The 19,889-nt window shown below is 74.6% G+C and carries 16 protein-coding genes and 1 pseudogene; 8 read left to right on the top strand and 9 right to left on the bottom strand.

Annotation, left to right across the window (positions count from 1 at the left end; all coding sequences use genetic code 11):
• Positions 1-50 precede the first annotated feature (50 nt).
• From ACIF6F_RS08250 to ACIF6F_RS08260, 3 genes are all read left to right on the top strand, one after another.
• Positions 51-1,010 (top strand): AraC family transcriptional regulator, encoded by a 960-nt coding sequence (locus ACIF6F_RS08250; protein ID WP_399942976.1) that lies wholly within the window; start codon positions 51-53, stop codon positions 1,008-1,010.
• 163 nt (positions 1,011-1,173) lie between these two features.
• Complete coding sequence (locus ACIF6F_RS08255; RefSeq protein WP_399942977.1) at positions 1,174-2,811, top strand: alpha/beta hydrolase; 1,638 nt, start codon at positions 1,174-1,176, stop codon at positions 2,809-2,811.
• 139 nt (positions 2,812-2,950) lie between these two features.
• Complete coding sequence (locus tag ACIF6F_RS08260; RefSeq protein ID WP_399942980.1) at positions 2,951-3,412, top strand: protein kilB; 462 nt, start codon at positions 2,951-2,953, stop codon at positions 3,410-3,412.
• 13 nt (positions 3,413-3,425) lie between these two features.
• Here ACIF6F_RS08260 and ACIF6F_RS08265 read toward each other — a convergent pair whose 3' ends face one another.
• From ACIF6F_RS08265 to ACIF6F_RS08275, 3 genes are all read right to left on the bottom strand, one after another.
• A complete protein-coding gene (locus ACIF6F_RS08265) occupies positions 3,426-4,502 on the bottom strand; it encodes a sensor histidine kinase (RefSeq protein WP_399942983.1) in 1,077 nt (358 codons plus the stop codon).
• A complete protein-coding gene (locus ACIF6F_RS08270; protein WP_399942985.1) occupies positions 4,495-5,199 on the bottom strand; it encodes a response regulator transcription factor in 705 nt (234 codons plus the stop codon). Before ACIF6F_RS08270 ends, ACIF6F_RS08265 begins: the two co-directional genes overlap by 8 nt.
• A gap of 68 nt (positions 5,200-5,267) precedes the next feature.
• Positions 5,268-5,987, bottom strand: a complete 720-nt coding sequence (locus ACIF6F_RS08275; RefSeq protein ID WP_399942986.1) for a VanZ family protein — start codon at positions 5,985-5,987, stop codon at positions 5,268-5,270.
• Between the two features lie 244 nt (positions 5,988-6,231).
• Here ACIF6F_RS08275 and ACIF6F_RS08280 point away from each other — a divergent pair, with 244 nt between their 5' ends.
• The 4 genes from ACIF6F_RS08280 to ACIF6F_RS08295 are packed head-to-tail and all read left to right on the top strand — an operon-like array spanning position 6,232 to position 13,962.
• A complete protein-coding gene (locus ACIF6F_RS08280) occupies positions 6,232-10,533 on the top strand; it encodes a HAMP domain-containing protein (RefSeq protein ID WP_399942989.1) in 4,302 nt (1,433 codons plus the stop codon).
• Between the two features lie 47 nt (positions 10,534-10,580).
• On the top strand, positions 10,581-13,070 hold the full coding sequence (locus ACIF6F_RS08285) for a SpoIIE family protein phosphatase (protein ID WP_399942992.1): 2,490 nt from the start codon (positions 10,581-10,583) through the stop codon (positions 13,068-13,070).
• A gap of 14 nt (positions 13,071-13,084) precedes the next feature.
• Complete coding sequence (locus ACIF6F_RS08290; protein ID WP_399942995.1) at positions 13,085-13,477, top strand: STAS domain-containing protein; 393 nt, start codon at positions 13,085-13,087, stop codon at positions 13,475-13,477.
• Positions 13,474-13,962, top strand: coding sequence for an ATP-binding protein (locus ACIF6F_RS08295; protein WP_399942998.1), 489 nt, complete (start codon positions 13,474-13,476; stop codon positions 13,960-13,962). The genes ACIF6F_RS08290 and ACIF6F_RS08295 overlap by 4 nt, the downstream gene beginning before the upstream one ends.
• A gap of 54 nt (positions 13,963-14,016) precedes the next feature.
• On the opposite strand, the gene ACIF6F_RS08300 is transcribed toward ACIF6F_RS08295, so the two are convergent.
• From ACIF6F_RS08300 to ACIF6F_RS08325, 6 genes and pseudogenes are all read right to left on the bottom strand, one after another.
• Entirely contained in the window at positions 14,017-14,487 is a 471-nt protein-coding gene (locus ACIF6F_RS08300; protein WP_399943001.1) for an ATP-binding protein, read from the bottom strand.
• 181 nt (positions 14,488-14,668) lie between these two features.
• Complete coding sequence (locus tag ACIF6F_RS08305) at positions 14,669-14,824, bottom strand: hypothetical protein (protein WP_399943003.1); 156 nt, start codon at positions 14,822-14,824, stop codon at positions 14,669-14,671.
• Positions 14,825-14,956: 132 nt separating this feature from the next.
• A complete protein-coding gene (locus tag ACIF6F_RS08310; RefSeq protein WP_399943006.1) occupies positions 14,957-17,362 on the bottom strand; it encodes a SpoIIE family protein phosphatase in 2,406 nt (801 codons plus the stop codon).
• Positions 17,363-17,455: 93 nt separating this feature from the next.
• Positions 17,456-17,872, bottom strand: coding sequence for a CBS domain-containing protein (locus ACIF6F_RS08315; RefSeq protein ID WP_399943475.1), 417 nt, complete (start codon positions 17,870-17,872; stop codon positions 17,456-17,458).
• Positions 17,873-18,214: 342 nt separating this feature from the next.
• Positions 18,215-18,553 (bottom strand): annotated as a pseudogene (locus tag ACIF6F_RS08320) (hypothetical protein); the annotation flags it as partial.
• A 166-nt stretch (positions 18,554-18,719) separates the two neighbouring features.
• The gene (locus ACIF6F_RS08325; protein ID WP_399943009.1) at positions 18,720-19,025 is read right to left on the bottom strand and encodes a hypothetical protein; all 306 of its coding nucleotides are present in this window, start codon (positions 19,023-19,025) and stop codon (positions 18,720-18,722) included.
• Positions 19,026-19,698: 673 nt separating this feature from the next.
• Between ACIF6F_RS08325 and ACIF6F_RS08330 the strand changes: the two genes are divergently transcribed.
• Positions 19,699-19,887 carry a hypothetical protein gene (locus tag ACIF6F_RS08330; protein WP_399943012.1) on the top strand — a complete coding sequence of 63 codons (189 nt, stop codon included), beginning with the start codon at positions 19,699-19,701 and terminating at the stop codon, positions 19,885-19,887.
• Positions 19,888-19,889 lie beyond the last annotated feature (2 nt).

Consider the following 19,889-nt stretch of genomic DNA (forward strand, 5'->3'; position numbering starts at 1 on the left):
AACGGAATACGCGTACGTCTCACCGGCGCGCGGCCGGATACGCTGCCCCGATGGACGTGGTCAGCGACGCGATCTCCGCCGTACGCATCGGACGGGCCTCCTCCCGGCGCGTGCGGGTGGACGGCACCTGGTCCGCCCGTCTCGCACCGTACGAGGGGGCGGGGTTCCACGTGGTGCTGGAGGGCGGCTGCCGGCTGCTCACCGGTGCCGGGGAGGCGCTCGTCCTCGGACCGGGGGACGCCGTGCTGCTGCCGCACGGGGCGGAGCACGTGCTCGCCGACGCCGGGGCGGACGCCGGCGCGGCGGCGCGGGCCGTCCCCTTCGAGTCCTGGCACGCCGTCAGCCGGACGCGGGAGCAGCCGGATCCGCTGCCCCGAGCCCCGGAGCCCGGCAGCCGGGAACGCCCGGTCGGGCCCGGTGAGGTGGAGCTGCTGTGCGGCAAGTACCGGCTCGACCGCAGCCGCGCGCACCCGCTGATGGCGGAGCTGCCGGACGTGGTCCACCTCCCGAACCGGGTCGGCAGGCACCCCGAACTCCGTTCCGCCATCGACCTGTTGGGGCGGGAGCTGGGAGAGTGGCGGCCGGGCGGCGGCATCGCCGTACCCGGTCTCCTCGACCTGCTCCTCGTCTACATGGTCCGCGCCTGGCTGGACCAGGACACGGCCGGTGCCTGGCCCGCCGTATTCGGTGACCCCGTGGTCGCCGCCGCGCTGCGCGCACTGCACGAGGAACCCGCGGCCCCGTGGAGCAACGACCGGCTGGCCGCCGAGGCGGGAGTGTCCCGCGCGACCCTGGCCCGCCGCTTCACCGCGCTGGTCGGCCGCCCACCCATGGCCTACCTCACCTGGTGGCGCCTCACCTCGGCCGCGGCGCTGCTCCGCGGCACGGAGGATTCCCTCTCCGCCGTCGCCCGGCGCGTCGGGTACGGCACCCCGTACGCCTTCTCCCACGCCTTCCAACGGGAGTTCGGCACGACCCCGGGCCGCTACCGCGCGCAGACCGCACCGTAACCGCGCGGACCGGCACCCACACGCCACGGGAGCGGGCACCCACGCGCCCGGTGAGCGGACCCGCCCACCCCCGGAGCGGCAGCGGGAATCCGCCGCACGCGATCTTTACCGCCACCCCAACTCCTGCAATCCTGGCCGGGTTTGAGCAGCCAAAGGAGGTAACTTGTCTCGCATATCCACTCTGGCGGTGGCGTTCGGCAGCGCGTTAGCCCTGCTCTCCGGTGTCGCCACCACGGCATCGGCGGCGCCCGTCGGAGCGACGGCCACCGCCCCGACCGCCCCGGCCACCGCCGGCACGCCGGTCGCACCGGTGCAATGGACGCCCTGCAACCCGGACCCGTCCAAGCCCGACCCCAGGATCTACGACTGCGCCGTCTACCCGGTCCCGCTCGACTACGCCGACCCGTCCGGCGAGCAGATCGGCATCGCCATGATGCGGAGGCGGGCAGGCGACCCGGCCAAACGCATCGGCTCGCTGTTCCTGAACCCCGGCGGCCCCGGCGGCAGCGGCTACCTGTGGGCCACCACCGCCCGGTTCGAGCCGCGCGTCCAGGAGCATTTCGACGTGATCGGGTTCGACCCCCGCGGCGTCGCCCGCAGCAACCCCCTGCGCTGCTTCACCACCAACGAGGAGGCCGACGGCGTCTTCGGCCGGATGACCGGAGTGCCCGTCACCCGAGCCGAGGTCGACGGCACCCTCGCCGCCACCCGCGACTACACGGACGCCTGCGCCCGCAACGCCGGGCCGCTCATCCGCCACATGTCCACGATCAACGTCGTCCGAGACCTCGACCGGATGCGCCAGGCGGTCGGCGACGACCAGCTGACGTTCGCCGGCTTCTCGTACGGCACGCTGATCGGCTCCACGTACGCCAACATGTACCCGGACAAGGTCCGCGCGATCATCATCGACGGCAACGTCGACCCCAACCTGCGCCTGCACAACGGCCTGGAGTACGACCGCCAGCGCGCCACCGGCGGCTTCGAACTCGCCCTGGCCGAGTTCCTCAAGCGCTGCGCCGCCGCCGGCACGCCGCGCTGCGCCTTCGCCGAGGGCGACACGCGCGCGAAGTTCGACGCGATCCGCGACCACCTGCGCACCGCCCCGGTGACCCTGCCGAGCGGCGCCGAGGTCACCCTCAGCAGCTTCACCAGCCAGGTCGCCAACGCCCTGTACGCACAGAGCCGGCTGGCACCGCTCGCGGCCGCCCTCGAAGCACTGCACCAGGTGATCGGACAGCAGCAGGGCCTGGCTCCCGGCGCCCGCGGAACCGCGGCCGGAGCGGCGGACCGGCTGGCCAAGGTCGTACCGGCGGCGCTCCGCGAGGCCCCGGCCGACTCCCCGTACACCTCGGACGACTCGTACTACGGGGTCAACTGCCAGGACAAGCCGTACCCGTCGAACCCGAGGGCCTTCGCCCTGCTGGCCCGCGCCTGGGAACACGGCGCGCCCACCTTCGGCCGGTACCAGGCCTTCGACGCGCCCGCCTGCGCGACCTGGCCGTCGCCCGCGCGCAGCGCCGAGCGGTACGCGGGGCCCTGGAACCGGCGGACCGCCAACAAGGTGATGGTCATCGGCAACACCTTCGACCCGGCCACCCAGTACCGGTTCTCGCAGCGGATGCAGCGCCAGCTCGGCAACTCCGTGCTGGTCACGGTCGACGTGATCGAGCACTGCGCGGTCGGCCGGAGCAAGGCCCTGAACGCGCTGGTGACCTCGTACCTGGTCGACGGGACCGCCCCGAAGCCCGGCCAGGTCCTCAAGCCGGACCTTGACCCCTTCCCGGCCCCGACACCCTGACCCACCCCACCCGCCCACGGACGGGCACCGGCACCACCCGGACGCGGCGGGGCACCCACCCCGCTGCGCCCGGTGGAGTCGGTCGGGCAATCGGGCATGATCTGCTCGTCCGACCGACTGAAGGGGATCCGGAACCTCGATGTGGCCTTCGATCATCGCCGTACTCGGCACCCTGGCCGGCGCGCTGACCGCCGGGATGCTCCAGCAGCGGACGGCGCGTACCGCGCGTGCCGAGCAGCGGGCCGACGCCCACCGGCAGGACCAGCTCGGTGCCGTCACCGAGTTCGCCGCCGCCCTGGACGCGCACCGCTCGGCGATGTTCCACCGGGAGCGGCTGGCCCTGACCGACGCCGGTGCCGAGCAGCAGCTGGAGGCGCAGACGAACTCCCACGACACGCGCACGGCGATCACCGGGCCCCACGTCCGGCTCCAGGTCCTGGTCCCCGAGTTGGCCGTCCCCGCCCAGCGGGCCGCCGACGCCACGTACGCCCTGCGCACGGCCACCACGCGCGCCGAGCTGGACGCCCTGCGGCGTACGGCCAAGGAAGCGGCCGCGGCCTTCGTCGCCGCGGCCGCCGCCCGGATGACCCCCGACCGCTGACCGGCCTTCGGGGTCAGGCGGCGGGCAGCCGGACCGTGACGACGAGCCCGCCGGCGGGGCGCGGGGCCAGGTCGAGGGTCCCGCCGTGGGCGCGGACCACGCTGTGCGCGATGGCGAGGCCGAGACCGACGCCGGCGTGCTCGTCGGTACGCACCCGTTCCCTCCCGCGCTGGAACGGCTCGGTCAGGGTCGGCAGCAGCTCCGGTGGCACCGGAGGGCCCGTGTTCTCCACGCGCAGCACGCCCGTGTCGCCGTCGGCCGCGGTGCGGACCGTCACGCTGCCGTCGGCGGGGAGGTTGTGGACCACGGCGTTCTGGACGAGGTTCGTCACCATCCTGAGCAGCAGCTCGGGGGAGCCGCCGGCCCTGGCCTCCCCGCCGGTGACGACGAGCGAGGCCCCGCGCTGCTCGGCCAGGGGCAGGAGGGTCTCGGCGGCCTCTTCCGCCACGAGGGACAGGTCGACGTCCTCGCGGTCGAAGCCCCCGCGGTCGCTGCGGCTGAGGAGCAGGAGCGCCTCGGTGAGACCGATGGCGCGCGCGTTGACGGTCCGGAGGCGTGCGAGGACCTCGTCCCGGTCCCGCGAGGGGTCCTTGAGCGCCACGTCGAGCAGCGTCCGCGAGATGGCCAGCGGGGTGCGCAGCTCGTGGGAGGCGTTGGCGGCGAACCGCCGCTGCTCGGCGACGTGGGAATCGAGCTGTTCCAGCATCGAGTCGAACGCGTCGGAGAGTTCCCGGAACTCGTCCTGGCGGCCCTCCATGCGGATCCGGTGGGACAGCGACCCGCCGCCGGCCAGCCGGGCCGCGGCCGTGATCCGCGTCAGCGGCGCGAGCATCCGGCCCGCCAGGAGCCAGCCCCCGACGAGGCCGAAGACGAGGAGGAAGCCCATCGCCCCGGCCGCGGCAGGGGCGAAGGTGTGCACCAGCAGGTAGCGGTTCGGCGAGATGCCGAGGAGGCCCTGGGAGTTGTCGGGCACGTGGCGCAGCAGGAACAGCCAGACCACGGCCAGCAGCAGGGCGCCGGCGACCGCGAGGAACCCGGCGTAGCTGAGCGCCAGCTTCAGACGGGCGCTGGGCCCGGGGCGCCTACGCACGCGCGGTGCATGGTCCCGGGCCCGCGCCCCCGCCCGGACCGGCGTCGATGCGGTAGCCGACGCCCGGCACCGTGCCGATGACCCAGGGCTCGCCGAGCCGTTTGCGCAGCGCGGACACGGTGATGCGGACGGCGTTGGTGAAGGGGTCGGCGTTCCCGTCCCACGCCCGCTCCAGCAGTTCCTCGGAGCTCACGACCCCGCCCTCGGCGGCGACGAGCACCTCCAGCACGGCGAACTGCTTGCGCGTGAGCGCCACGTACCGCCCGTCGCGGTGCACCTCGCGGCGGAACGGGTCGACCCGCAGGCCCGCGATCTCCCGGACCGGCGGCCGGGCGTAGGCGCGCCTGCGGTCGAGAGCCCGCAGCCGCAGCACGAGCTCCCGCAGCTCGAACGGCTTGGTGAGGTAGTCGTCGGCGCCGAGCGCGAAGCCCGAGGCCTTGTCGTCGATCCGGTCGGCGGCGGTCAGCATGAGGACCGGGATGCCGCTGCCGGACGCGACGATCCGCCGGGCGACCTCGTCGCCGGAGGGGCCCGGGATGTCGCGGTCGAGCACGGCCAGGTCGTACGCATGGACGCCGAGCAGTTCCAGGGCGGAATCGCCGTCGCCGGCGACGTCGGCGGCGATCGCCTCCAGCCGCAGGCCGTCACGCACGGCCTCGGCCAGGTACGGCTCGTCCTCCACGATCAGTACACGCATCCCCGCAGCCTAGGCAGCGGCACGTATCGCCCGCGTATGCGGGACCGGCACATACCGGAGCACCTCCCTCATCCCGCCCGCGCCGGCACGGTCAGGGTGCGGTCCGACGGGTCGGGCGGCTCGGTCGTGGCCCACCAGGAGCGCGACGCCAGCGCCGCCAGCCCGGCGCCGGCGGCGTTGACCAGTACGTCGTCCACGGAGGACACCCGGTCCAGCCGCAGCACGTACTGCGCCGTCTCGACCAGGACCGAGCAGCCCGCCCCGAGCGCCAGCACCCGGGGCACGGACGCGAGCGCGGCGAACCGCATCGGCGCGAAGCACCCGAGCGACGCGAAGACCAGCAGGTTCCCGGCGATCCCGAGCGTCCCCATCGTGACGAGGTCCCGCAGGGGTACGAGGCTGACGCGGCCGGGCACCGCACCGGCCGCGCCGCCCGGCATCATGGTCAGCCAGAGGAACGGCACCGTCCCGTGGACCATCCCCACCTCGGCCAGCGACCTCCGCCACGCCGACGCCACGCCGGCCGCCCGCCGGCGGCGCGCCGCCACCCACGCCACCAGCACGGCCGGCGGGATCGCGGCCAGCGTCACCAGCACGACACCGTTGAAGGTGTCGAGGCAGCCGTGCCACCGCCGGGCCAGGCACGAGGGCGCGGACATCAGGAGCGGCCGCCGCAGCACGAACAGGCCGGCCACCAGCCCGCTGACGGCCAGGACCACGCCCAGGGCGCGCCGCACACGCCGGAACGGAAGGGACGACCAGGACGACGGGAACGCTCTCTGCTTCACCCCTCCACTGCGCCCGAACGCCCGTTGCGGCGACGTATGGGATTTCCGATACGCCCGCGATACATGGACGCCGCTGACGTAATCCCGTTGGTTTTCCTGATCCTTTGAGGGGTGGGGTAGCCTCCTGCACGGTACGTGCCCGCCCCACGCACCTGCCCTGGCGGCCGCCGCAGGACGCCTGCGAGCGGCGCGTCGCGAGCCTGTGCCGGGGCCGGGTCCGGCGTTCTACGGAAGGCGACGTTCGATGGCTGCCTCACCCCTCCCCGACGGCTCCCGGGCACAAGCGGGACCGGACCTCGGGGCCGCGCAAGTCGGGGAGCCGGAGCTGAGACTGCTCCTCGCGGGCCTGACCGCCGTACGCGACGGCGACTTCGGCACCCGGCTGCCGGGCGACGCCGACGGGCTGCTCGGTGAGATCGCCACGGTCTTCAACGGCATGGTCGACCAGTTGTCGCGGTTCACCTCCGAACTGACCCGCGTGGCACGCGAGGTGGGCACCGAGGGGCGCCTCGGCGGCCAGGCGCAGGTGCCGGGGGTGTCCGGGACGTGGGAGGACCTCACCGACTCCGTCAACGCCATGGCCGGCAACCTCACCACGCAGGTCCGCGACATCGCGCAGGTCGCGACCGCCGTGGCCAAGGGCGACCTCTCGCAGAAGATCACCGTGACCGCGCGCGGCGAGATCCTGGAGCTCAAGAACACCGTCAACACGATGGTGGACCAGCTCAGCTCCTTCGCCGTGGAGGTGACGAGGGTGGCCCGCGAGGTCGGCACCGAGGGGATCCTCGGCGGCCAGGCCGACGTCAAGGGCGTCTCCGGCACCTGGCGCGACCTGACCGACTCGGTCAACTTCATGGCGGGCAACCTCACCAGCCAGGTCCGTGCGATCGCGCAGGTGGCCACGGCCGTGGCCGAGGGCGACCTCTCGCAGAAGATCACCGTGACCGCGCGCGGCGAGATCCTGGAGCTGAAGAACACCATCAACACGATGGTGGACCAGCTCAGTTCGTTCGCCGGCGAGGTGACCCGCGTGGCGCGTGAGGTCGGCACGGAAGGCCGGCTCGGCGGCCAGGCCGACGTACGGGACGTCTCGGGCACCTGGCGGGACCTGACCGAATCCGTCAACGTCATGGCGGACAACCTCACCGCCCAGGTGCGCTCCATCGCCGAGGTCACCACCTCCGTGGCCCAGGGCGACCTGACGCAGAAGATCCGGGTGGACGCGCGCGGCGAGATCCTGGAACTCAAGGAGACCATCAACACGATGGTCGACCAGCTCTCGGCGTTCGCCGACGAGGTGACCCGCGTGGCCCGCGAAGTGGGCACCGCAGGCAACCTCGGCGGCCAGGCCACCGTACGCGGCGTGTCGGGCACCTGGAAGGACCTGACCGACAACGTCAACGTCATGGCGTCCAACCTCACCGGACAGGTCCGCTCCATCGCGCAGGTCGCCACCGCCGTGGCCCGCGGAGACCTCTCGCAGAAGATCACGGTCGAGGCGAAGGGCGAGGTCGCCGAGCTGGCCGGGGTCATCAACACCATGGTGGACACCCTGTCGGCCTTCGCGGACGAGGTGACCCGCGTGGCCCGCGAGGTCGGCACGGAGGGCATCCTCGGAGGCCAGGCGCGGGTGCCGAACGTGGCGGGCACCTGGAAGGACCTCACCGACAACGTCAACTTCATGGCGCACAACCTGACCAGCCAGGTGCGCAACATCGCCCAGGTCACCACGGCGGTGGCCAACGGCGACCTGACCCGCAAGATCGACGTGGACGCGCGCGGCGAGATCCTGGAGCTGAAGACCACCATCAACACCATGGTGGACCAGCTCAGCTCCTTCGCCGCCGAGGTGACCCGCGTCGCGCGAGAGGTCGGCAGCGAGGGCCGGCTCGGCGGGCAGGCCGAGGTCGAGGGCGTCTCCGGTACGTGGAAGCGGCTCACCGAGAACGTGAACGAGCTGGCCGGCAACCTCACGCGGCAGGTCCGGGCCATCGCCGAGGTCACCGGCGCCGTCGCGGAGGGCGACCTCACGCGGTCGATCACCGTCGACGCCTCCGGTGAGGTGGCCGACCTGAAGGACAACATCAACTTCATGGTGGAGTCCCTGCGCGAGACCACCCGCGCCAACGAGGAGCAGGACTGGCTCAAGACCAACCTGGCCCGGATCTCCGCCCTCACCCAGGGCGGGCGCGACCTCGCGGTCGTCGCCGACGCGATCATGGACGAGCTGACCCCGCTGGTGTCGGCCCACTGCGGCGCCTTCTACCTGGCCGAGGACGACCCGGACGGCACCGTCCTGCAGTTCGTCGCCTCGTACGCCTTCCCGGAGGGCGCCCGTCCGACCCGCTTCCGGCTGGGACAGTCGTTCGTCGGGCAGGCCGCGCGCAGCAAGAGCCCCATCGTGGTCGACTCCCTGCCGCCGGACTACCTGGCGGTCTCCTCGGGACTCGGCCATACCGAGGCACTGCACCTCGTCGTGCTGCCCATCGTGGTCGAGGGACAGGTGCTCGGGGTGATCGAGCTCGCCTCGGTCCACCCCTTCACCCAGGTCCACCGGGACTTCCTGCACCAGCTGACGGACGTCATCGGGGTCAACCTCAACACGATCATCGCCAACGCCCGCACCGACGAGCTGCTGGGCGAGTCCCAGCGCCTCACCGCGGAACTGCAGACCCGCTCCAAGGAACTCCAGGCACGACAGGAGGAACTCCAGGCCTCCAACGCCGAACTGGAGGAGAAGGCGGAACTGCTCGCCGCGCAGAATCGTGACATCGAGACCAAGAACCTGGAGATCGAGCAGGCCCGCCAGGAACTGGAGGCCCGCGCCCACCAGCTCTCCCTGGCGTCCAAGTACAAGTCCGAGTTCCTCGCGAACATGAGCCACGAGCTGCGCACCCCGCTGAACAGCCTGCTCATCCTGGCCCAGTTGCTCGCACAGAACCCCACCCGCAACCTGACCACCAAGCAGGTCGAGTACGCCGGCATCATCCACTCCGCCGGCTCCGACCTGCTCCAGCTGATCAACGACATCCTCGACCTGTCCAAGGTCGAGGCCGGCAAGATGGACCTCAACGCACAGCCCGTCCCACTGGGCCGGCTGCTGGACGACGTCGAGGCCACCTTCCGCCCGATGACCAGCCAGAAGAACCTCTCGTTCAGCGTGCGCTCGGCCCCGGACGTGCCGGACGAGCTGCTCACGGACGACTACCGGCTCCGCCAGATCCTGCGCAACCTCCTCTCCAACGCGGTCAAGTTCACCGAGAGCGGCAGCGTCGAGCTGAGCATCGCGCACGCCGAAGAGGAACGCATCCCCGAGGTCGTCCGGCGCCCGGGACCCGTGCTGGCCTTCCGGGTGGCCGACACAGGCATCGGCATCGCACCGCAGCACCTGGAAACCGTGTTCGGCGCCTTCCAGCAGGCCGACGGCACCACCAGCCGCAAGTACGGCGGCACCGGGCTCGGCCTCTCCATCAGCCGTGAGATCGCCTTCCTGCTCGGCGGCGCCATCACCGCCGAGAGCACGGTCGGCCAGGGGAGCACCTTCACCTTCTACCTGCCCGTCACCCGGCCCGAACTGCCGGCAGGGGAAACCTCCGGCGCCCCGGCGGCGGCAGCCGACGGCGCGGGCGGGCCGGCCGGCCGCGCGGAGGAGCGGCGGTCGTCGGACGCCGGGCCCGACAGCCCCGCCGGCCCCCGCCGGCTCCTCGTCGTCGAGGGGCGCCCGCGCGGCCTGCTGTCCCTCGTGGCCGAGAACGCCCTGACGGACCTCCCGGCCCGCGTCGACTCGGCGGGCCACCGCGAGGTCGAACTCATCACCACCGTCGGCGCCCACGAGGCGGCGGCCGCCCTCGCGACCAGCCCGTGCCACTGCGTCGTCCTCGAACTCGACCTGCCCGACGGCGCCGCCGTCGGCCTCCTGGAGGAGATGGAACGCGACCCGGCCCTGCACGCCGTCCCGGTCCTGGTCCACAGCAGCCGGGGCATCGCGGCCGAGGACGAGCGGCTGCTCCAGGAACGGAGCGGCACCCAGCTCGTCGAACTCCTCACGAGCCTGGACGAACTCCGCGAGCGCATCGCCCTGCACATGAGCGCGGACCGCCCCGGCGACCTCCTGCCCCTGGTCCGCCGCCCCGAGCCGGGAGGGGGCTGGGAACCCGGCCACATCTCCCCGCTCACCGGCCGCACCGCCCTCGTCGTCGACGACGACGACCGGAACCTCTACGCCATCACGGGAATCCTCGAACTCCACGGCATGCGCGTGCTCCAGGCGGAGAACGGACGGACCGCCCTCGACGCACTCCGCGCGCACCCCGGCATCGACGTGATCCTGATGGACGTGATGATGCCGGAGATGGACGGGTACACCGCGACCGCCGCCATCCGGGCGATGCCCGAACACGCCCACCTGCCGATCATCGCCGTGACCGCGAAGGCCATGGTCGGAGACCGGGAGAAGAGCCTGGCCGCCGGGGCCTCCGACTACATCACCAAACCCGTCGACGCGGGCGACCTGGTCGGCAGGATCCGCCGTCACCTCACCTCGTGACCCGCGCAGCGTCCACGAGCCGCCGGCCGACCCCCAGGAGCTGAAGAGTGCGCAACCCCCACGAGCCGCGCGGTGCGGACACCCGCGCCCGGATCGCGGCCCCGCCCGGTGCTCGCCGCGTCGGGGCACAACGCGACGCCGAGGCCGGCCCGCTCCGGCGGGCCGACGGCGGCCCGGGCGCCGGGGCCACCGCCGTGGGGCGCCTCGCCTCGACGGTCGAACGGCTGCAGCGCGAGCTGGAGCAGGCCCACGCGGATGCCGCCGGCCGCGCGCTGGCCGAGATGGCCGTCGGCGTGCTCGTGGAACGGCTGCGCTGCGGGCCCACCGAGGCCGCCGCGCAGCTGTCCACACTCGCCGAGCAGGCCGGCGTACCCGTCATCGAACTGGCCGCCGACCTGGTCAACCAGGTGGCCGCCGACACCATCTCCGCGGCCGCCCGGGAATTCGTGGCCGCGCAGGCCGCCCCCGCCGCCGGATCCGTCGGGCTGCGGCTGCGCAGCGCCGAGGCACACACCCTCGTCGCGGCCGACACCGAGGCCGCGGCCCGCTCGATGCTCGACCACGCCCTGCGCCCCCTGGGCGCGGTGGCCGTCGCGGTCTGGGCGGCGCACCCCGACCAGTCGCTGTCCCTGGCCGGCAGCGCCGGGTTCACCGAGCAGGAGGCCCACCGCTGGCGCCACGTGCCCCCCGGCGTGCCGACGCCCGCCCGCCGCGCCCTCGACGAGCGCTCCGCGGTCGGGTACGGGACGCTCGCCGACGCCGGACTGCCGTCCATCGGCCAGCACGAGGTGTCCGGCGGCCGGCTCGCCGTACCCGCCGGCATCGGGGGACGCCTGACCGGAGTGCTGGAGATCTGCTGGCGGGACGAGCTGCCGGACCGCTCCCAGCCGCTGGAGCGGCAGTTCGAGGCCCTGGCGGAACTCGCCGCGGCGACGCTGGAGACCTGGGCCGACAGCGGCTCCCCGACCCCCGGCGCACCGGACGCACAGCTCGAAGGGCTGCGCCAGCTCACCGACGGCCTGGCCGACCCCTGCCTCATCCTGCACGTCGCCCCGGACAGCGGGGAACTCCCCCTCCAGTTCACCATCGGGCACGTCAACCCGGCGTTCGTCGACTTCGCCGGGCGGCCGCGCAGCGCCGTCCTCGGCGCACGCCTGCTGGAGGCCTACCCCCTGGCGGCGGAGTCCGGCGGCCTCCTGGAGAAGGTCGAGCACGTCTTCGTCACCGGGGAGCCCTTCCGGACCCCCAACATGACCCTCGCCGCGCTGGTCGACGGCGTCCCCATCAGCGCGCAGGCCAAGGTCGGCATCAGCCGGCACGGCGGCTACCTGGTGGTCGTATGGCGGCTGGACGACGGCACCCCGCGCGTGGCGCGCCTGCTCCAGCACGCCCAACGCCTCGGCCGCATCGGCGGGTTCGAGGAAAATCTGCCGACCCGGCAGATCGTGTGGAACGAGACGATCTACGAGCTGTACGGCCTGCCGGCGTCCGCCCCGCCCGTCCCGCTGGACCAGCTCGCCGACCACGCCCACCCCGACGACCGGCCCGCCATCGGCCGCTTCCTGCGCACGCTGCTGCACCACCAGCGGCCGGCTTCCACCGCGTTCCGCCTGCAGCGCCCCGACGGCGTCGCCCGCCACATCCGGGTCGTGGCCGAGCCGGTGCACGACCCCGACGGCCGCCTGGGCGTCGTACGCGGCGCCTATCAGGACATCTCCGCCCAGCACTGGACGGAGGTCGCCCTGGCGGCCACCAGGGACCAGCTCGCGCAGACCGAGCAGCAGGCCGCCGAACGCAGCCGTCTCGTCCTCCAGCTCCAGCACGCCATCATGCCGCCAGCCCGCGGGCCGCAGGACCTGCACGACCTCCAGGTCGCGGTCCGCTACCGCCCCGCGGAGAAGGAACACCTGGTCGGCGGCGACTGGTACGACACGCTCACCCTCCCTTCGGGCGCGGTCCTGCTCTGCGTCGGCGACGTGGCGGGCCACGGCATCGAAGCCGCGACCGGCATGGTCGCCCTGCGCAACGCCCTGCGCGGCCTCGCCGCCACCGGAGCCGGCCCGGCCCAGCTGCTGACCTGGCTCAACAGCATCACCCACCACCTCACGGAGAGCCTCACCGCGACCGCCGCCTGCGGCCTGTACGACCCCGCCACCCGCCGGCTGCGCTGGGCCCGCGCCGGGCACCCGCCGCCGGTCCTGCTCCGGGACGGCCGGGCCGAGACCCTGCCCCAGATCGGCGGGATCCTCCTCGGCGCCCTGGACCAGGCCGAGTACGACGAGGACGAGTTCACCCTCCGGCCGGGCGACACCCTGGTGATGTACACGGACGGGCTGATCGAGCGCCGGGACCAGTCCCTGCACACCTCCCTGGCCAACCTGCTCGCCCTCACCGAGCAGGCCGTCGGGGAGTGCGACGGCGGCCCCGGCGCGCTGGAGGCCCACCTCGACCACCTGCTGCGCTACAGCGCTTCCGACACCGACGACGACACGTGCCTGGTCGGGGTGTCCGTACGCGGCGGGGCGGACCGGTTGTGAAGGAGGAGACGAGCATGCGTGCCGAGAACGATCCGGAGACCTCCGGGCAGCAGCCCGACGAGGAGGTACGGGGAGTGGTGGTCGAGGTGCGGCACACCGAGGCGGGGGCAGCCCTGTGTTCGGTGGCCGGCGACCTCGACATCGAGATGATGGAACCCGCCGAGCGGGCGCTCACCGCGCTCGTCGGCCAACTTCCGCCGCTGCTCGTCGTCGGCCTGGAAGGCGTCGGGTTCTGCGACTCCTCGGGTCTCAACCTGCTGCTGCGGACCCGGGCAGCGGCGGCGGAGGCCGGCATCGCGTTCCGGCTCGCCGCGGTGCCCCCGGCGGTGATGCGCGTCCTGGAACTCACCGGCGCGGAGTCCGTGTTCTCGCTCCACGCGACGGCCGAGGAGGCCCTCGCGGCGTGAACCGGACCAGCCGGGAAGACGCGGCCGGCCGGGCCGGCCGGCGGGCGGGGGAGGGCACCCGGGCCTCCGGAGACAGGCGGCGACTGGAACTGGCGGGTGCGTCCCTGCCGTCCGCCCGCGCCAGGGCGTTCACCCGCAGGACGCTGGCCGACTGGGCGTGGTCGGGCGGCTCACCGCGTGCCGCCGAGGACGCCGTCCTGGTGGTGGCCGAACTGGTCGCCAACGCCGTGGTGCACGCCGGAGGAGCCCTGGACGTCACGCTCGACGCCCGGGGGCCCCGGCTGAGGATGGAGGTGGGCGACGGCGCACCGGAGCTGGCGGTCCCGCGCCGGCACCGCCGGCGGGCCCTCCCCGGCGGTCACGGCCTGTTCATCGTGGAGCGGGCCGCCGCCCGGTGGGGGGTGGTACGGCGTGGTGCGGGCAAGGTCGTCTGGGCGGAGCTGGACGCCGTACCCGCGTCGCCGCGTCCGGGCGGGGGCGCCTGACGGCGCCGAAGGGAACCGGCGGCCGGCGGACCGGGGTCCGGCGGACCCGCGTCGTCACCAGCCCCGGGACGCGCCCGTCCGCAGCCGGTCCGCCTCGAACTCGGCCCAGACGACCTTGCCGTCCGCGCGGGCCTCGGCACCCCAGCGGTCGGAGAGGCGCCGCACGATGTGCAGCCCGTGCCCGCCCGGCACCCCGCGCCGCGGAGCCGGCTGCAGCCGGGGCATGGCCGGCAGGCCGTCGTGCACCTCCACGCGGAACACCTCCCCGGCGATCAGGACGAGTTCGTGGCAGCCGCCCGCGTGCAGACTGGCGTTGGTGACGAGTTCGGACACCACCAGGAGAGTGTCCTCGGCCGCCTCACCGGCGTCCCATCCCCAGTCGGCGAGTGCTGCGCGGGCGAACTCCCGGCCGCGCGTGACCTGCCGGCGCGCGCCGCGCAGCAGGAGGATGCGGCGCTGACACAGGGTCAGGTGCCGCTCGTCCGGCGCGGGCTCGCCGGAGGTCCCCGGTCCGATGGTCTGCACGGCGGTCTCACTCCGTCCTCTGGTCGGTCGTTCCCGGCGCAGGTGTGCTCGGCACGGCCCCCGCGCCCCCTCCGCGCGACGCCACTCTACGGCGACGGCCTCGAGAGGCGGAGGGGCGGCCGTACGACGCCGGCGCGACCGGGCCGGGAGGCCCGGCCGCGCGTCACCGGGGCGGCTTCGCCTACGGTGCGCCCGCCAGCCTACGCCGGGCCGGGCGGCCGTGGCGGTGGCTGTGCCGGGCACTCCCGCGCCCCGCGTGCCTGCCGCGCTCACGGCGGCCCAGGGTGAGGAGCAGGGCCAGGAGCATCGGCACGGTGAACAGCGCGACGGTCGTCATGACGGACCCTTCCGGTCGTCGGGCACGATGCCTGACGTCTGGCCGCTGGGCGCGCGGCCAAACCCCCGGTCCCCCGTACGAGCGGTGCCGCCCGGCGCGTTCGGGCGCGGGCGCCCCGGGGGCGGATGGTCCCTACGGCAGGCGGAGGCGCACGACGCAGGTGTCGTCCCGCCGCACGACGCGCCCCAGCAGCGGCGACAGCAGCGCGCCGAGCGTTTCGACCGGCCCCGGCGTGCCGTTGCGCGTCGCGGTCGACGCCAGCCGGGCGAAGCCCTCGTCCAGGTGCTCGGCGGGCTTCTCGACGAGCCCGTCCGTGTACAGGAGCACCTGGTCGCCGGGGAGCAGGCGGCAGCGCGCCTCCTCGAAGCGGGGGCCGGCGGTGGCGCCGAGCAGGACCCCGGCCGGCCGGTCGAGGTAGTGCGCCCGGCCGTCCCGGACCAGCAGCGGCGGCGGGTGCCCCGCCTGCGCCCAGGTGAGGCACCGGTCGGCGGGATCGTAGACCGCCATGATCATCGTAGCCGTGCCGAACCGGGCGTCGCCGGTGTGCAGCAGCAGCGTGTTCAGCCGTTGCAGGGCCTCCACCAGCGGGCTGCCGGTGACGATCATGCCCTTCGCGGTGAACCGCAGCTGCGCCATCGTGGCCACCGCGTCGAGCCCGTGGCCGGCCACGTCACCGACCACGAACAGGGCGTTCCCGTCGGGGAGTTCGATGGCGCTGTACCAGTCCCCGCCCACGTTGACGCCGTCCTCGGCGGGCCGGTACGCCACCTCCACGTCCAGCCCGGCCAGGCGCAGCGACTGCTCGGGGATCGGCAGCAGCGCGTGCTGGAGACGGGCGGCCAGGGCGCGCTCGGCCCGGAGCAGTCCGCGCTGGTGCTCCACCGCCCGCTCGGAGCGCACCAGTTCGTCCTCGGCGTGCCGCTGACGCGTCAGGTCCTGGAAGAGGCCGTGAACCTCGACGGGTGCCCCCGTGGCGTCGACCACGGCCTCGGCGATGACGCGTACGTGCCGGACGCCCGCCGGACCGGCGATGCGGACCGTGCGGTCCAGCGGCTCGGCGTGGCGCAGCAGGCGGTCGACGGCGGCGGCGGTCCCCGGCGCGTCCTCCGGGACGAGGTGGTCCGGGAGGTCCTTCCAGTCGACCGGTCCCAGGGCGGGGTCCCGCTGGAAGATCGTGTATGCCTGGTCCGACCACTCGGCGTCGCCCGTGGCCGGATCCCACTGGCTCCAGCCGAGGTTGCCCAGCCGCTGCAGGTCCGCCAGCCGGGTGGCCTCGCGGGCCTCGGTGTCGTGCCGGACCCAGGAGACGACCAGGCGCCGGCCGAGCGGGACCGCCCGGACGGAGTAGGTGGTGTGCCGCGGACGGCCGGCGGCGACCTCCTCGTACGCGAACGGCTCGCCCTCGTAGGCGGTGCCCGTCTCCAGGGCGTCGAGGAAGCCGTGCCACAGCGACGTGCCGAGGATCGTCGGGTACCGCTCCAGCAGGCGTGCGCCGGTCAGCTCCTTGCCCCGACGGCCCGCGACGTCGAGTGCCCCGGGCGACGCCGCGTCCACCCGGAAGTCCTCCACCGTGCCGTCTCGTCGTCTGAGCGGGGTGATCACGACCACCGAGCCCGGCAGCGCGTCGAGCATCCGCTGCGCGTCCCTGTCCGGGGCCTTGGCCCCGGCGGGGGCCGGCAGCGTGCCGAGCGCCGCTCCGCACAGCCGCGCCGCGTGCCGGAGCAGGTCGCGGGTGGCGGGGTCGAACGGCTCGGCCCGGCCCCGGAGGAAGCCCACGGCCGCGATGCTGGCCTCCGGTGCCGGGCAGGGGAGCCAGGCACGGGTGGGCCACCTCTCCGGCCGGCCGATGAGCGTGTAGCGTTCCGCGTCCCGGGCGGGGTCCTCCAGCCAGACGGGACGGCCCGTCTCCAGAGCGCGCAGGGGTGCCACGGCCACGCCGGGCGGCAGGTGGCGCCACCGCCGGGCCAGGTCGGGGTCGAGTCCGGCGTCTCCCCACAGGTCCGCCCCGCCGCCGGCGGCGGCCGCGTAGATCACCACGCAGTCCACGCCGGTCGCCGCCCGGAGGTGCCGGTGCAGGCCGGCGGCCGCCCCGTGCGCGGAGCGGACCTGCGCCAGCGCCCCGGCCAGGGCGCTGGGGATGACGGTGCGTTCCGCGTCACCGGGGCGCGGCCGGGGCCCGCGCGGCGTACGGTTCCCACCGCGGCCGGGAGCCGGCCCGGCACCGTTGCGGCGGACCGGTCCTGCACCGGTGGCGGACCGGTCCGCCCGGGGCTGCTGCCCCGCGGTACCGTCGAGCACGGCCGAGCACTCCACCGTCAGGGAGTGCCCGTGGAGTTCCGCCCGCGCCACGAGTGCCGCGTGCGCCTGATGCGCCGAGAGACCCTCGGCGCCCATCAGCAGGCCCTTCGCCCGTTCGACGACGGCCTCCTCGGCCGATTCGCGTCTCACGTCGGCCAGTTCCTCGCGCAACCTGGCCACGACCTTGGCCAGGGCGAGCGTTTCGGCCGGTCCGTCGGACTTCTCGGGGCGGCGGGTCATGATCCGAGCATCGCACGTGAACGGGCCGCGGACGGCACGCGATCGCGCCACGGTCGACGCGGGCCTCCCGGCCGGTGACCGCCGGCCGGGACGTCAGTCGGAGGAGAGTGCCTGCAGGAGGTCGCCCACCTGGGGGTCGGGCAGCGCGCGGGCGACATCGGCCTGGGCCACGATGCCGACGAGCGTGTGTCCGTCGATCACGGGCAGCCGGCGGACCTTGTGGTCGGCCATGGTGCGCATGATCTCGGCGGCGTCGTCGTCGGCGCCGATGGTGACGGCCTCGCCCTGGGCCAGCTCTCCGGCGGTGCAGGAGTCGGGGTCCTTCCCTGCGCCCAGCACCTTCACGACGATGTCGCGGTCCGTGAGCATGCCCTTGAGCTTGTCGTCGCTGCCGCAGATCGGCAGCGCGCCCACGCCGAGTTCGGTCATCTTCCGTGCGGCCGTCAGGACGCTCTCGTCCCAGCGGACACAGGCGGCGTCGGGCGTCATGATCTGGCGTGCGGTGGTCATGCGGATGCCTCCAGTCCTTCCCGGCGCCCGGCCGGCGCCGGATGGTGGTGATTCCTCCGGGCCGGGCAGCGGGCGCCCGTCCCGGACCACGCGCATGCCCGCCGTACGGGAGCCCATGCGGCGTACTCGGGCGGAGACGACGCGGGCCCGGGGCGGAGCCGGTGGCGGCGCTGGAGGCTCGCGAGAGCCGGGGAGGCGCCGGGGCGGCGGGACGGGCCCGTGCCCCGGGTCCGGCGGGCCAGCCTGCCGGGGCCGTGAAACGGCGTACCGCGTCGACCACCACGGAGCGGTGGCGGTGCGGCCCGTGTCCGGCCACCCGTCGCCGCCCGAGCCGTTCACGGGAGCGCCCCCCGCGGTGAACCAGGCCTGCGCCGGCGCGAGCACCAGGCTGAGGACGTCGGCGGGGGAGTGGGCGGAGTCGACCTGCCCGTTCCGCTGGGCCTCGGCGAGCGCGGCGTTCTTGCGCCCGTACGCCTCGGCCTCGACGGTGGTGGGGGCCGTCCGTTCCAGGCGCTTCCACAGCATGAGCCGCACGCGCCGCGGGTCGGCTGCGAGGTGGTCGAAGGCGGCTCCCGCGTAGCGGGGGCAGGTCCGCGGCGTCGGCGCGACCGCGACGCGGTCGTGGTCGCAACCAAGACCGGCGTCGAGTTCGACGACGACACCCGAGGACATCGCCGCCATCGAGTCCGTCGCCCCACGCGGCGTCGTCTCGGGCGACTGCTACGCGCCGGAACTCATGGGGAGCCTCGACGGCTGACCCGCGGCCCGGCGCCGGCCGGACCGGGGCCGGGAGACGGCTGCGCGCCGCCCCGCGCCGACCGGCCGGACACCTTGCCGGGGCCGCGGGCTACAGGGCCTCGGACTCCGCCACGTCGCAGTCGGTGAAGGCCGGCGGCCGGGTGGAGAGCGCGGCGAGCCGGGCCGCGAGCTCGCTCGTCTCCGGCGCCTCGCTGTTGGCCATGGCGTCCTCGTACGAGTCGAACTCGACGACGGCCAGGTAGCGGTTCGGATTCGCGCGGTCGCGCAGCAGCGTGCGGTGGGTGGGGCCGAGCTTGCGGCCCGACGCGCGCGCCGTCTCCTCGTACTGGCGGATGAGTTCGCGCATCTCGTCGGCGCGCTCGGTCTCGAAGTCGATGATCTGCGCGAACTTCACGAGGTCCTCCAGCGGGTGGGGCCCTCACGGGCCGGGATGTCTCCTGCGACCAAGCAAGCACCGGACGAGCGCCTCGGCAACTCCGCGCGCGGCCGATCGCCGCGCGCGCCGGTACGGATGCGTCGAGCGCCCCCGCCCCGCCCGGCGACCGCCCGGGGCAGCCGTTTCCCCTCGCCAAGCGCCCCCGGGGCCGGCTCCCCCCGTGGGCCGTCCCCGCCAGGGCGCACCTTCCACCACCGCTGCGGTCCGAGGCCGCCGCTCCCGCTCGCCGCGCCGGTCGTAGGCGGCCCCCACTGCAGGCACGGCGGGAGACCGTCGGGCACGCTCTCAGGCGGTGCGGCGCAGCGGGTCAAGGCGATCCGCCACGTCGGGTCAGGGCAGCGGCGCCCGCCCTGGCGTGCGACCTGCCGGGCCGGCCGGGCGGGCGCCAGGGCGGCCGGGGCCGGGCGGGGATGTGCCCCGCCCCCCACCGGCCCTGCGCGTCCGGCCGCACCGCCGGCCCGGGGGCTCGGTCGCGCCGGGCCCCGCGTCCGTCGCCGGCCGCTCCCATGCGTCCGGTCGCCCACCGCCCCGTACCCCGGCCGCCGCATGGCGGGTCCGTCCGCGGGTACCCGCCCAGCGACCGGGCGGGCCGTACGGCCCGCCATCCACGTCAGACGGGGAGGTGCCGGCCGTGGAAACGCAGGCGGACACCCAGCCGATCAGCAGTCACATCCCGGCCGAGGAGCGCGTCCGCACGTGCCGTCCCGCGGTCGTCCGGCGCGCCGGCCCTCCCGGCGGCGCGGTCAGGCCCCGCCCCGGCATCCGGTCCGAGGCGCCCGCCGACGGCCCGGAGTGGAACATCGTCCGGGGCGAGGACTAGGC

The sequence above is a fragment of the Streptomyces sp. NPDC086023 genome (genome assembly GCF_044540325.1).
GTDB lineage: Bacteria > Actinomycetota > Actinomycetes > Streptomycetales > Streptomycetaceae > Streptomyces.